A 13,726-nucleotide genomic window follows, 5' to 3' on the forward strand; every position below is an offset into this window, starting at 1 on the left:
GCTATTTAATTTCCGATTTTTGTAAAACTTTAACAGCCATAGATTATATCTTTGCACAACATGTTTAAATCAGTCCAAAAATTTACCGCTCAAACTAATTTTACAAATGCACTAAAAATTACAGTTGCTGCGGTAATTCCCGTTATTGTATTTGCGTATTTGGATTTATTTCAAGTCGGATTTTCATTTGCTTTAGGTGCGATTCTGACTTATCCAAGTGACATTCCCAGTAACTTAAAACATAAAATCAACGGCATTTTAGTAGCTATTTTGATCATTGTAGTTTCGGCTATTTTAGTTAGCATCTTATATCCGTATCCGTATATTTTTTACCCTTTTCTAGCAGTTTCGCTGTTTTTTCTTTCCATGATCTCCGTTTATGGTCAAAGAGCAACAATGGTTTCGTTCTCCGGATTATTATCAATTGCATTGGCTACAGGTCATGTTCAGCAAGGCGTTTCCATATTCATCAATGGTGGTTACATTATAGGTGGTGGATTATTCTACCTACTTGTCTCGCTGATTTTTTATAAAATCAGACCGTATCGTTATGTTGAATTACAAATCGCCGCCTGTCTGAATTTAACTTCTAAATATCTCAAATTAAGAGGAGATTTGTGGGACACGGAAGCTTCCCGCGAGTCCATTATCAAAGAAAAGTTGCTTTTGCAAGTACAATTAAATGAAACACACGAAAATTTGCGTGAGATTTTAATTCGAAATCGGTCTACATCAGGAAGCTCAAATCAGAACCGGAAAATGCTCATTGTTTTTGACTCTTTGCTGGAAATTTTGGAATTGGGATTGTCCACATCCTTCAACCATCAAAAATTCAACGAGCAATTTAGTGCGTATCCACAAGTACTGAAAAATTATCAAAACTTGGCTTACAATTTAGCGTTCACTTTAAAAAGTATTTCTATTTCCATTGAAGACAATAAGAAGTACGTTTCAAAACACCAACTTTTTAATGATTTAGAAATTTTAGAAAATGCCATTTTAGAATATCAAAATAGTGTTGGCGGAGTGGAAGGACACGAAGGCGTTTTAATGCTTTCAAACATGCGGGATTACGTAGAACGGCAAATTGAAAAAGTCAAAATATTAGAACGTGCCTTTACAAAACCAGTTGAAAAACAAGATACAAAGCGAATTGAAAAGGATTTAGAAAAGTTCTTGACGCCGCTTTATTATCCGTGGAGTACGCTACAAAATAATTTGAGTTTCTCTTCTACTATTTTCAGACATTCCTTGCGATTAACACTCACTATATTGGTTGGAATCGTCATTGGACATTTAATCTCAGTCGAAAAAGTCTACTGGATTTTACTAACCATCGTAGTGATTTTACGACCAGGTTATGGCCTGACCAAACAGCGGTCCTACGAGCGGATTTTCGGAACCGTACTAGGCGGATTCATTGCTTTTGGAATCATTTCAGTAGTTCAAGATCCGTATATTATCAGTGGTTTTGCAATCGTTTCCATGTTGTTGGGATTCACTTTTACACAGACTAATTATAAAGTTGGCGCTACATTCGTCACCATTTACGTTGTTTTCATCTACGCGATGTTAACGCCAAATGTGCGAGACGTGGTTCAGTTTAGAATAATGGATACGTTAGTTGGTGCAATTTTAGCCTTTACGGCAAATTACATCTTGTGGCCTTCATGGGAATTTTTAAACGTACGGGTTTTTCTAAAAAAGTCGATTAAAGCGAATTACCATTATCTAAAAGAAATATCGCTATTTTACAACGAAAAAGGCGAAGTGACGACTTCTTATAAAATTGCCCGAAAGTTTGCTTTTATTGAAATAGGAAACTTGATGAATTCCTTTCAACGGATGACGCAAGAACCAAAATCAAAGCAAAAGCAATTGCCACAATTGTATAAACTAGTTGAATTAAATTATTCATTGGTATCTTCCTCTGCTTCGTTGGGAACGTACATTCAAACCCATAAAACAACCAAGGCATCCGAAGCATTTAACGTAGTTGTTGATACGGTTTTAAAAAATTTAAATGCCGCAATGGATGTTTTGAACGCTTCCGCAAAAAAGCCGATGCAACCGTATAAAAAGATTGATTTGGAAGTTCGTTTTATTGAACTTAAAAACATTCGTTCAAAGGAAATCCGCGAAAATAGTGCTACAGAAGAAGAATTTCAGTTGAAAATGCAAGAAGCACAGTTGGTTATTGAACAACTAATTTGGTTGAGTAATCTTTCAGAAAGTATTTTGAAAGCTTCGCAGAAATTGGTGGTGACGGATTAATTAGATAATATGTAATTTGAAGTTTTTAAGTTATAAAAAAGTCAATCCTACTTTTCTATTCAAGCCTTGTTCAAAAATTCTAATTAAGGTTGAAAGTTGAATGTTACCCTTACCATTCTCAAGTTTTGAAATATAACTTTTTTTTGTTCCCGCCTTATCAGCAAGTTGTTCTTGCGTTAAATTTGCTTCTTTTCGTGCAGATTTTAGCATTTGACTCACAATAAACATTTGTGCACTTTCTTCGTATTTAATTCTACTTTCTGTACCTATTTTCCCATGTTCTAATTCAATTAATTGATCAAAATTGGTAATATCTTTATATGTATTCATACTAATTATATTTTATTATTAAAGTACTCCTTCATTAATAGTTCCGCTTTATGAATTTCATTCTTGGGCGTTTTTTCTGTCTTTTTCTGAAAGGCATTAAAAAGAACGATCAATTTCCCGTCATCAAAACAGCAGAATATCCGATAAATATTTGATTGACACTTCACACGTATTTCATAAAGACCTTCATTTCCTGTTAAATGTTTTAAGAATTTTTCAGGAACACGCTCAACTTGTTTGATCAGCTCGAAAACATATTGAATCTTACCTTTTACATTCTGATGCTGTAATTGGTAGAAATCAATAAAATAATTTTCATAGAAGATAATTTCTCTATTCATTCTTCAAAGTTATCTCAAAAGATAACAATAAGCTAGTTTTTATATCTTTTTTTTTTGAATAAAATATACTAAAATTTTCTCCCCAAATAATCTTGCAACATAATCGTAGCCGAGATCTCATCAATCAATGCTTTATTCTGCCGCTGCTTTTTCTTTAAGCCACTGTCAATCATGGACTGAAACGCCATTTTTGAAGTAAACCGTTCGTCCACACGAACTAACATCATTTCAGGAAAATTTTTGATAAATTCCAAGACAAATTTCTCAATCAATGGAGCACTTTCTGACGGCAAACCATTCATTTGTTTGGGTTCGCCGATGAGTACTTTCTCTACCTTTTCTTTGCTAAAATAGGTTTTCAAAAATAAAATCAAGGTCGGCGATTCTACCGTCGTTAATCCAGAAGCAATCAGTTGCATTTCGTCCGTAACCGCAATTCCGGTGCGTTTTAATCCGTAATCAATAGCGAGAATTCGTGGCATATTATCTTGAGTTAAATTTATACGGCAAGCAAAGCTGTTATTAAAGTATCAATTTCTTTTTTTGTTGATAAATGACTGAACGAAACCCGAATCGAAGGGTGCAACACTTCTTCTTGATTTAAAAATTCCGCTAAAACATGTGATGGTCTTGCACTACCCGACTGACAAGCACTTCCGCGAGAAACAGCAATTCCTTTCATGTCTAAACTAAACAATAGCATTCCACTTTTTGAATCGTCAATAGGAAGTCGAATACTTAAAATCGTATACAACGTATTTTCTGTAGTTCCGTTGAAAGCAACATCAGGAAAATGGTGTTGAAACTGTTCAATTGTGTACTTTTTCAAATCTTGAATATGCGTTCGATCGGCGTTCAAATGTTCAAAAGACAACTGCAACGCTTTGGCCATTCCTACGATATTATGCAAGGATTCCGTTCCGGGACGAATTCCTTTTTCTTGTTCACCACCATGAAAAATCGAATGAACAGGTAGTCCTTTTCTAATAAAAGCAAAACCAATTCCTTTTGGTCCGTGAAATTTATGGGCACTTGCTACCATAAAATCAACGGGGATTTTCTGCAAATCTAATTCCATTTTACCAACAGATTGAACCGTGTCTGAATGAAAACAGACCCCGTGCTGCTTGCAAATCTTTGCGATTTCTTCTAAATCTAAAACCGTTCCTATTTCGTTATTCACGTGCATTAGTGAAACTAAAGTCGTTATTTCTTGACTCAATAATTCCATCAAATGATTGATATCAACCGTTCCATCTTTTTTAATTTTGACGAAATCAACTTGAATGTTGTGCTCTTTTTGCAAAAATTCAACGGCATGCAAAACGGCATGGTGCTCAATTTTAGAAGTAATAACTCGCTTGACTTTCAAATTCGTAATTGCATTTTGCAAAATCCAATTGTTCGCTTCCGTGGCACCTGATGTAAATATAATTTCTTGAGCCGAAACATTAAGCAATTGCGCAATGGTCTTTCGCGCAAGTTCTAATTTGCTTTTAGCAGTTCTTCCAAAGCTGTGTGACGACGATGGATTTCCGTACTCATTTTGTAAAACAGAAACCATTTCAGCTATAACTTCTGGACGTAAAGCCGTAGTTGCGGCATTGTCCAAATATATTTTTTCCATGTTGCAAAGTTATAAATTTTACCTTTAACAAGGGATTACCGTCTGGACAATCTTATTTGTATATTTTTTGTTTATTTTTGCTTGAAATAATAGATACGAATGAAACGATTTTTAGCTTTTTTACTTTTTACAGTGGTGTTTTCAAGTTGCGACGACGGCGATTTGACACAAGTATCGTTTGAATTTGACGACACAATTGCAAAATCGTGTAATGCCGACACCGATAAGTTTTTCATTTACAAAATGCAAGACAATCGGGCACTGATTATTCAATTGCCAGAATCGAATTTCCCCAATCGGATTTCTGCTGATTTAACAACACAGCCATTACCATTAGCTATCAACGGAACGACAATCCGTTTGATTTATCGCGAATATTCAGGCAAAGTCACTGAAAAAACGATGTGTTCCGCAGTACCAGTTTCAAATCCTACGGTCGTTGAAGAACGTGAAGCTTCAGAAGGAAAAATCACAATTACCACCACTGCCATAAAAAGCGAGCCAGATGCAAATGGAGCCACCAAAATCATCGCTTATTCGCATGCACTTGTATTTACCGATTTAAAATTTAATTTAGGCGACAACACCAATCAAATAAATGAAGCGTTCAGTCAAGTGATTTATGAGACCAACGCCATTCCGTTTACTAATTTCGCAGGATTAACAAGTTTATTTTCTTGTGAAAATGACAACACGTTTTTATTTAAGTATGACCCAACTCAAGCATTGGTTTTAGATTTAAAACCGGAAGATGCTGCATTTTTATTTTCAGGAGAAGCAGGTCCAAAAACACGGTTAATTTCAACAGACACCAAGTTGACTCATTTCTTTTTTGATACGACGATTGCTTTTTTAACAAACGACTATTTCTGTACGGTTCCTACTCCAGACACGCCGCCAATAACGGACGCATATCGTGCTGAAAATGGTATTGAAAATCAAAGTGGAATTATTGAAGTTACTTCTTTAGCGTCTGACAACGGATTTAAACACAAGATTGTATTGAAAAACGTACGTTTGACTAAAGGAAGTCTAAAAGTACAAATGGGTAATGAATTCATCTTTGGAGAAATCAACATTCCAACGAATTAGAAACCGCAGCATCCTAAACTAGTTTTAAAAAATAAAGCCATTAAGAAATCACATTTTCTTAATGGCTTTATTTTTATTGTTTAATGAAGCGAACTAAGCGTTTTGCTTAAAATAGACTTCGGTCGCTCCAGAACCGTATTTTTGATAATTACCGTCTTTAAAAGAAATTTGATCGTAACGACCCAATAAAAAGTCAAGTTCTGCTTTCAGAATACCTTCACCTACTCCATGGATAAAAACAATTTTAGGAATTCGGTTGGTGATGGCAAATTCAATATGGCGTTTTGCCGTATCGGTTTGCAAAGTAAGAATGTCGTAATTATTCATACCTCTAAAGTTTTTGACCAACTTCTCAATGTGCAAGTCGAATTCAGGAACAGGAATTTCTTTTTTAGATTTTTTTTCCTTGACAAAAGAGCGTGCTTTTGGTTCTTCTTTGTCTTTCAAAACTTGAGAAATATTTTGACTTGCAAAACCCATTTTTAATTCGTCGCCGCTCATTTTGAGTAATTCCTTGCTCGAAAAGTTTAATTCAAATCCATCTGTAGTCAATACCGTAATTTGATCGCCATTTGTAGCGGTAACGGTTCCATCCATAGCATCGTCCAGCACGGTCACTTTATCTCCTTTATTGAACATCGTCTGTGTCTTTATTATTGTTGTTTTTATGCGGAATTCGGGCGTTTAGTTTGTACAACAAAAACATAAAAACCACGATTGAGCCGGCACTTATATAAACGTTAGGGACCGCTTGGCTTTGTTCATACAACAAAACGATTGCGGCTACAATTACAGCGGGAATTAATAATTTCTTCATAGCATACAGTGAAAATTCTCGCCTTGTACTTTTGGCGAAAAATTGAATTTTATTATACATTTATGCTTCAAAAGTAATTAACTTAAAAATAATAACCCGTAAAAAAACGAAAGTTTACAAATATTTTGTAAAATTGCAGTAAAAGAAACGAAAGTGAGTTTAGAAGACTTTATGATTCCTTGCTTGAGCAAGAAACTATTTGGTTTAGATTGTCCCGGTTGCGGAATGCAACGTGCTTTGTCTTTGCTTTTACATGGAGACTTCACGGAGGCATTTCGGATGTTTCCGGCAATTTACACAACACTATTGCTGTTTTTTTTCATCGGATTGCATTTTGTAGACAAGAGTCGGAGTTACTCTAAACTCATCATTCCTTTCGCCATTTTGAATGCTGCAATAATGCTTATTGCTTATTTTTATAAATTAACCCATTATTAACCCAACCTAAATTACTTATGGAAAAACAAAAATTACCCAATGCAACCGCTGTTCTCGTACTCGGAATTTTATCAATTATCGGCTGTTGTTTTTATGCTGTTGGAATTGTATTCAGTATTGTCGCTTTAGTGATGGCTAAAAAAGACATGGCACTTTACGCGATCAATCCCGATGCTTACGACAATTACGGCAATCTAAAAACAGGTCGTCTCTTAGCAATTATTGGTTTAATTCTTAATATTATTTCAATCATTACTGCGATTGCTTTTATTGCATTTTTTGGTTGGGCTGTTTTGCAAGATCCAGTTTTAATGCAGGAAAAAATGAGAGAATTACAAGGAATGTAATCGTTAGATTTTCATAAAAAAAATCCGCTTTACAAGTTGTAAAGCGGATTTTCTATTTTATAGTTTGTTGTACGACGCCTCCTTATTTTTCAAATTCTTTTAAGGTGTCAATAATAATTCGCGTACAATCTAACAATTGTTCTTCGTTCATTACTAAGGGTGGTGCAAAACGAATGATGTTACCGTGTGTTGGCTTAGCCAAAAGACCGTTGTCTCTCAATCGCATGCAAATGTTCCAAGCGGTATCGCTGTCCTCTGAATCGTTTATTACAACGGCGTTCAACAATCCTTTTCCACGTACCAAAGTAGCAATAGAAGACGTATTGATGTATTCTTGCATTTTTTCACGGAAAATTTTCCCTAAACGGCGTGCATTTTGCGCTAAGTTTTCATCATTCGTTACATCTAAAGCAGCCATGGCTACTGCAGCAGCAACGGGATTTCCACCAAATGTAGATCCGTGTTGTCCGGGTTTAATCACATTCATAATTGCATTATCTGCTAAAACAGCCGAAACCGGATATACACCGCCAGAAATCGCTTTTCCTAAAATCAGCATGTCAGGTCGTGCATAGGTTTCTTGACGTTCACAAGCATTCTCACAATCACAATTTCCACAAACCGCTAAAAGCGAACCTGTTCTTGCAATTCCTGTTTGAATTTCATCCGCAAGAAAAAGTACATTGTACTTGTTGCATAAATTTTTAACCTGCATCATGTAGTCGTCACTTGGCGTATAAACACCCGCTTCCCCTTGAATAGGTTCCACTAAATAACCTGCTACATTTGAATTATTTTTCAATACTTCTTCTAAAGCATCGATGTTGTCGTACGGAATTGCGATGAATCCTTCTGTGTAAGGACCAAAGTTTTTACGTGCGTTTTGATCGTTTGAAAAGGAAATAATCGTGGTGGTACGTCCGTGGAAATTTCCATCAGCCACAATAATCACCGCTTGATTTTCAGGAATGCCTTTCACTTCGTAAGCCCATTTACGACAGATTTTTAAAGCCGTTTCCACTGCTTCAGCACCCGTATTCATCGGAAGTACTTTATCATAACCAAAGTATTTTGTCAAATATTCTTCGTAAGGTCCCAATTGGTCGTTGAAAAAAGCACGAGAAGTAAGTGTCAGCGTTTCCGCCTGTTTGGTCATGGCTCCAACAATTTTTGGATGGCAATGTCCTTGATTTACGGCAGAATAAGCAGATAAAAAATCGTAGTATTTCTTACCCTCTACGTCCCATACATAAACGCCTTCCCCTTTACTCAACACCACAGGAAGTGGGTGATAATTGTGAGCGCCATACTTGTTTTCTAAATTGATAATTTCTTGCGAAGTGCGATTGTCCAAAACTTCCATCTGATTCTATTTTTTTCTTAATATGCCTTTATTCCTACTTATGGGAGAGAAATCATCCTTATTTGTGCCAAATTTAGTGAAAATTTCACGATTTTATGCGAATGTACTACCTATAAAAATGGCATTGTGTCTCTTTAAAACACAATGCCATTTTTAAATTTGAAGAGCGTACTTTATAAAAGTGTCGCTTCTGAGGTAATTTTAGTATCTAATAATCGTGAAATCGGACACGTAGTTTCAGCTTCCGTTACCCACTTTTGAAATTCCTCTTTCGAAATGTCTTTTACTTTTCCTTTTACGGTTAAGTGCGACCCTACCACTGATTTGTCTTGAAAGTCAATGGAACATTCTGTTTCTAAACTCTCAATTTCAAATCCCGCTTGCGTAATGTAAGCCGATAATTGCATCGTAAAGCAACCTGAATGTGCTGCCGCGATAAGTTCTTCGGGATTTGTTCCGATACCGTCTTCAAAACGAGTGCTGAATGAATATTGCGTATCCTGTAATACCTTGCTATCTGTAGTTAAAACTCCATTTCCTTCTTTGAGTGTGCCTTTCCATACGGCTGTTGCATTTCTTTTCATAATAGTTTTTTTTTTATTGATTGACTCAAAGTTACTGTTTTGAACCGCTCAAAAAAAGTGGATTATAGCAAGTTTAACATCTAAAATTGCTTTTTAAAGGTCCAAAATGCGTCTCAATCTTCAGAAGATTTGATTCAAGTACTTTTTTATACTTCAAAGGACACGAAAAATACAACAACGGAAAAAAAAGAGTTATATTTGATTGAGTAGAAAACAAATGTCCTGCGAAAAGAACAACTATTAAATCATTGGTATGCAAACAATTTTTTCAAATTTAGTATGGATTATCCTACTTCTGATCATCGTATTTGTATTTTTATATAAGAAAATTAGTGGAAATCCGGATGCCGTGACGAGTAAATTCAAGACAAAATTACTCGTTAATACTGGTTTTGAAGATGCTAGAACAGCAATAGAAGAGGCACTGATTCGTACAAATTTTAAAAACGTACGATTTGACGATGTCAACCACAAATTTTCCGCATCCACAGGATTTTCTATGTGGTCGTGGTCTGAACTGATAGAAGTTAAATTAAAACCAGCGGGATTGCATACAGAAATTGAATTCAAATCCATCTGTGCATTTCCTACCCAATTGTATGATTGGGGGAAAAACAAGCGGAATTTTAAACGATTTTCCACAGAATTGTATAAATTAACCGGAGAGGTTCAATACCAAAGTGGTCTAATCCAAATTTAAGATATAGCTTGCTATTGTGATTCAAGTACAACCGACTGCAGAAACTAAATTTATTTCGTAATTGGGCAATGTTCGCTCCACATATTTTTACAAATATTTAGTTGTAAAAGTTATGGAATAGATCCGTTTGGATAAAAACAGGCGAAGTTTTTTTGTGAACTGCAAAGCACTCACGAAATCCAAAAACAATAATAAAACGAGTACTGTCTGCATCAACTAATAACGTTGGAATAATCAAACGCTCGTCTAACTGAATAGTCATCGTTCTTAAACATTTTTAGGTTATTATTTTAGAGAGACGATTGGTGGAATTTCGAAATACTTAACAAAATCAAGTTTATCTCTTGCAAGGAATTTCACTGTTACCTAAAAATCTCCAGTCCAAATTTCAAAATAGCTTTTAGAATCAATAATAATATTCCAGATCATTTTAAAAACTCAAAAATCTGACTTATTTCCGAAGTAAATGTTTAATTCCTAAAAGGTTGGCTTTTTATATTCAACTAAAGCGTACATTTGTCCTGCACTTGATATAAATAATTTTTTGATCAATAAACGCCAAACACATGCATCAAGAATTAGAAAATCAAATAGCACAACTTAAGAAACAAAATGAAATTCTTCGTTTGAATTTTTCAATTCAAAACTTAGAAAAGGAAAAACGAGCGGCAGAATTTAAGATTGCTGCGACAGAACTTGAATACCAAAATTTAGAAAAGGAAAAACGCGCTGCAGAATTAAAAATTGCAAATATTGAACTTGATCATCAAAACAGAGAAAAGGAAAAAAGATCTGCCGAATTAAAAATTGCAAACATCGAGCTTGAACATCAAAGCGAAGAAAAGGAAAAACGTGCAGCAGAATTAATCATTGCAAGTATAGAACTTGAATTTCAAAGCAGAGAAAAGGAAAAACGTGCAGATGAATTAAGGATTGCAAATATTGAGCTTAAATATCAAAGCGAAGAAAAGAAAAAACGAGCTGCCGAATTAAAAATAGCAAAAAGAGAACTCGAATATCAAAATGAAGCAAAGGAAGAGCGTGCCGCAGAATTAATTATTGCTAATCTTGAACTGGTGTTCCAGAATGAAGAGAAAGCAAAACGTGCAGCCGAGCTCTTGATTTCTAAAATAAAGGTTGCACAACAAAGCAAAGAAAACGAAAAATTAGCGGAAGAATTAACGATAGCTAACTTCGCTGTTGCTCTTCAATCAGAGCTAATTATTGCAAAAGAAAAAGCAGAAAAAAACGAAATCCAATTAAGAGAACTCAATGCTACTAAAGACAAAATGTTTTCTATAATTGCCCATGATTTACGAAGTCCGCTAAATAGTATTTTGGGTTTTTCAGAATTGTTATTAGAAAACCAAAAAAACCAGGAATTTGAAGAAAATCAACAGTTTTTAGAGATCGTTCGTTTGTCCGCAAAAAACACAATAACTTTACTCGACAATTTGTTAAATTGGGCTAAATCACAAGTAGGACAGATTAACTTTACGCCCGAAAGATTAGTTTTATCTGCTATCATTGCAGATGTTTTTGCACTTTCAAATTCAACATCAAATAATAAAAATATTTCACTAAATTATATTGAATCAGAGCCAATCACCATTTTTGCCGACCAAAATATCATTAATGTAGTTTTAAGAAATCTTCTTTCAAACGCCTTAAAATTCACAAATGAGAACGGCAATATAACGGTTGCCGCGGTACATCATGACAAATATGTTGAAATTACAGTTTCAGATAATGGCGTGGGTATTGATGCAGCAACTCAAAATAATTTATTCAAACTTGAAACAAATATTGGTTCAGCTAAGTACACAAATTCTGGATTAGGCTTGATTCTCTGCAAGGAATTTGTTGAAAGACATGGTGGAACAATTTGGGTAGAAAGCGAATTAGGTAAGGGTAGTCATTTTAAATTTACTTTGCCTTCTGAGACATCAGCATAAAAAAACTTGTTCCCGTGGACTATTTGGCTACTAAGAACGAAGTCTATCTTTTACTTTAAAATAATTACTTGCAATTTATCTCCGATGTTGTTGCACCAACATAAATCAACTGGCGTAATAATTAATTAACGCTGATTCTTTTGAGTCCTTTTTAAATGCACTTTAAATGTTAAAAAAAATACGTGAATTTGATGATGAAAGTGATAAAATCAAACTTCAAAGGTTTTAAACATCCTATTCTCTACTAAAATATGTTACAGTTTAATTTCTCAATAACTATATATTTAGAACGGAAAAAATTTCAGAATTATAAAATTCTAATGATTACTATTTAAGAATAAATTATAAGTATTTTATAAAACAACTTTTCCTACCAAGCTGTACAATTAGATTGGAATATTAGTGGAACTAAAGCCTCTTATCCTATTTCTTAATTGTAAAAAATAGGTTTCTGTAATGTGGAATAGCTGCTTACCATCGAAAACATTAAATTAAAGACGTGTATCAATATCATCGGAACTGCAATAACAAGCTTCAAATTCTATTGATTCATTTGTACTATTTCTAAATAGTCCTCCGACAAAGCCCATTATTCAATAATTTTTAGTAAATTGAAACATAAACTAAAATTTGACAGCATGAAAACAGCATCTCTAAGATCAGAGCTCAATTATAACGAAGATAAAGTAGCCGTTACGGTATTGATGGAAACTGAAACATCAAAGGAAATCCGTATTCTATTCCGAAAAGGGCAAACAATGAAAGAGCACAAAGCAGGCTTTCCAATCACAGTAGAAATCCATGAAGGTGCTATAGAATTTGGAGCACATGGCGAGAAAATGAAATTAAAAACGGGAGATTTAATCTCTTTAGATGCAAACGTGCCACATGATTTATTGGCTCAAGAAGACAGCATCGTCCGATTAACGTTATCAAAATTAGACACTGTAGAACGTGTCAAAAAAGTAATTGAATAGTTCAAAAGCCAACTTTATTTGAATAAATACAATTGGAAATCCCGTTCAATTTAAATACTTTTTACATAAAAAAAGTCGGTAGTTTCTAACGAACTACCGACTTTTTTTGAATTTAAAAGAAAAGGATTAAGCTAAACGCTCTACACTCATAATTTCAAGTGTCTTCTGCTCGTTATTGAAATTCCAATTGATGATGTCACCAATTTTACATCCCACAAGTGCAAGACCCATCGTACTTAAAATAGATTCTGTATTATTACGACGTTTTGCCCGATCTGGTGCAACAAACGTATACACCTCTTCTTCGTTCGTTTCCGTGTTTTTAACTACTACTTTAGCGTCAACAGTAACAATATCCATTGGCAGGTTTTTTCTTGTAACTTGTTTTGCCTTTTTCAATTGGATTTTTAAAGCTTCTTCTTCTTCAACAGTCGCTTTTTTTCTTCGGATATGGTCTTTAATTAAATCGTAAATACCTGTAGTCAATAAAATTTCTTGTTCAGTTTCTTGTAACATGTTCTAATTTTTTTGTACCAATACTTTTGAAGCTTTTTTAACAAACACCCAAACATTCTTGTTCCCAAATCTTTAAATCGGGACAGAACGCTAAAATTTGGCTTCGGTAAGCTATTGATGGTTTAAATAATATAAAGGAATCGGAAGGATCTCCCTGTCTTGGGTACGACAGGGCTTACTTTATAAACTCTTTAGAACTTTTTAGAAATGAGTCGTCGTGTAAGTGGGACAATGAAATTAAAAGTCCAAATACAACCGGGTTTAAAGTAGCATAAAAATAGTGATTCATTGCTTTCTTAAATGACCACGCAAGATACGACAATATTATGTAGAACAAAGGGTTTTAACAATTTGATAGCATCTCC

16 protein-coding genes are annotated in these 13,726 nt (G+C 34.5%); 7 read left to right on the forward strand and 9 right to left on the reverse strand.

What is annotated here, in order from left to right; translation table 11 throughout:
* Nucleotides 1-60 precede the first annotated feature (60 nt).
* Nucleotides 61-2,274, forward strand: a complete 2,214-nt coding sequence (locus YWA_RS0111970) for an FUSC family protein (RefSeq protein WP_022828752.1) — start codon at nt 61-63, stop codon at nt 2,272-2,274.
* Between the two features lie 30 nt (nt 2,275-2,304).
* Here YWA_RS0111970 and YWA_RS0111975 read toward each other — a convergent pair whose 3' ends face one another.
* The 4 genes from YWA_RS0111975 to YWA_RS0111990 form a co-directional block, all read right to left on the reverse strand.
* A complete protein-coding gene (locus YWA_RS0111975; protein ID WP_022828753.1) occupies nt 2,305-2,604 on the reverse strand; it encodes a helix-turn-helix domain-containing protein in 300 nt (99 codons plus the stop codon).
* Between the two features lie 5 nt (nt 2,605-2,609).
* Nucleotides 2,610-2,945, reverse strand: a complete 336-nt coding sequence (locus YWA_RS0111980) for a type II toxin-antitoxin system RelE/ParE family toxin (protein WP_022828754.1) — start codon at nt 2,943-2,945, stop codon at nt 2,610-2,612.
* A gap of 68 nt (nt 2,946-3,013) precedes the next feature.
* Nucleotides 3,014-3,427, reverse strand: coding sequence for a Holliday junction resolvase RuvX (gene ruvX / locus YWA_RS0111985; RefSeq protein WP_022828755.1), 414 nt, complete (start codon nt 3,425-3,427; stop codon nt 3,014-3,016).
* A gap of 17 nt (nt 3,428-3,444) precedes the next feature.
* Nucleotides 3,445-4,572 (reverse strand): cysteine desulfurase family protein, encoded by a 1,128-nt coding sequence (locus YWA_RS0111990; protein ID WP_022828756.1) that lies wholly within the window; start codon nt 4,570-4,572, stop codon nt 3,445-3,447.
* 99 nt (nt 4,573-4,671) lie between these two features.
* On the opposite strand from YWA_RS0111990, the gene YWA_RS0111995 reads away from it, so the two are divergent.
* Nucleotides 4,672-5,664, forward strand: coding sequence for a hypothetical protein (locus YWA_RS0111995; RefSeq protein WP_022828757.1), 993 nt, complete (start codon nt 4,672-4,674; stop codon nt 5,662-5,664).
* Between the two features lie 93 nt (nt 5,665-5,757).
* On the opposite strand, the gene YWA_RS0112000 is transcribed toward YWA_RS0111995, so the two are convergent.
* Nucleotides 5,758-6,303 (reverse strand): Smr/MutS family protein, encoded by a 546-nt coding sequence (locus YWA_RS0112000; protein WP_022828758.1) that lies wholly within the window; start codon nt 6,301-6,303, stop codon nt 5,758-5,760.
* On the reverse strand, nt 6,293-6,481 hold the full coding sequence (locus YWA_RS0112005; protein WP_026718782.1) for a hypothetical protein: 189 nt from the start codon (nt 6,479-6,481) through the stop codon (nt 6,293-6,295). The genes YWA_RS0112000 and YWA_RS0112005 overlap by 11 nt, the downstream gene beginning before the upstream one ends.
* Nucleotides 6,482-6,634: 153 nt before the next feature.
* Between YWA_RS0112005 and YWA_RS0112010 the strand changes: the two genes are divergently transcribed.
* Both YWA_RS0112010 and YWA_RS0112015 read left to right on the forward strand, forming a co-directional pair.
* Complete coding sequence (locus YWA_RS0112010) at nt 6,635-6,919, forward strand: DUF2752 domain-containing protein (RefSeq protein ID WP_022828760.1); 285 nt, start codon at nt 6,635-6,637, stop codon at nt 6,917-6,919.
* Nucleotides 6,920-6,936: 17 nt separating this feature from the next.
* Complete coding sequence (locus YWA_RS0112015; RefSeq protein WP_022828761.1) at nt 6,937-7,266, forward strand: CCC motif membrane protein; 330 nt, start codon at nt 6,937-6,939, stop codon at nt 7,264-7,266.
* A gap of 82 nt (nt 7,267-7,348) precedes the next feature.
* Here the strand turns inward: YWA_RS0112015 and rocD are convergent, their stop codons facing one another.
* A complete protein-coding gene (rocD, locus tag YWA_RS0112020) occupies nt 7,349-8,629 on the reverse strand; it encodes an ornithine--oxo-acid transaminase (protein ID WP_022828762.1) in 1,281 nt (426 codons plus the stop codon).
* Nucleotides 8,630-8,802: 173 nt separating this feature from the next.
* The gene (locus YWA_RS0112025) at nt 8,803-9,213 is read right to left on the reverse strand and encodes an OsmC family peroxiredoxin (protein ID WP_022828763.1); all 411 of its coding nucleotides are present in this window, start codon (nt 9,211-9,213) and stop codon (nt 8,803-8,805) included.
* Nucleotides 9,214-9,466: 253 nt separating this feature from the next.
* Here YWA_RS0112025 and YWA_RS0112030 point away from each other — a divergent pair, with 253 nt between their 5' ends.
* The 3 genes from YWA_RS0112030 to YWA_RS0112045 all read left to right on the forward strand — a co-directional run bounded on the left by YWA_RS0112030 (nt 9,467) and on the right by YWA_RS0112045 (nt 12,845).
* Nucleotides 9,467-9,913: a hypothetical protein gene (locus YWA_RS0112030; protein WP_022828764.1), complete on the forward strand. Its 447-nt coding sequence runs from the start codon at nt 9,467-9,469 to the stop codon at nt 9,911-9,913.
* A 566-nt stretch (nt 9,914-10,479) separates the two neighbouring features.
* Entirely contained in the window at nt 10,480-11,868 is a 1,389-nt protein-coding gene (locus tag YWA_RS15430; protein ID WP_022828766.1) for an ATP-binding protein, read from the forward strand.
* A 638-nt stretch (nt 11,869-12,506) separates the two neighbouring features.
* Nucleotides 12,507-12,845: a cupin domain-containing protein gene (locus YWA_RS0112045; protein ID WP_022828767.1), complete on the forward strand. Its 339-nt coding sequence runs from the start codon at nt 12,507-12,509 to the stop codon at nt 12,843-12,845.
* Between the two features lie 126 nt (nt 12,846-12,971).
* On the opposite strand, the gene YWA_RS0112050 is transcribed toward YWA_RS0112045, so the two are convergent.
* Complete coding sequence (locus tag YWA_RS0112050) at nt 12,972-13,361, reverse strand: GreA/GreB family elongation factor (RefSeq protein ID WP_022828768.1); 390 nt, start codon at nt 13,359-13,361, stop codon at nt 12,972-12,974.
* Nucleotides 13,362-13,726: the final 365 nt, after the last annotated feature.

This window comes from Flavobacterium antarcticum DSM 19726 (genome assembly GCF_000419685.1).
GTDB classification, from domain to species: domain Bacteria; phylum Bacteroidota; class Bacteroidia; order Flavobacteriales; family Flavobacteriaceae; genus Flavobacterium; species Flavobacterium antarcticum.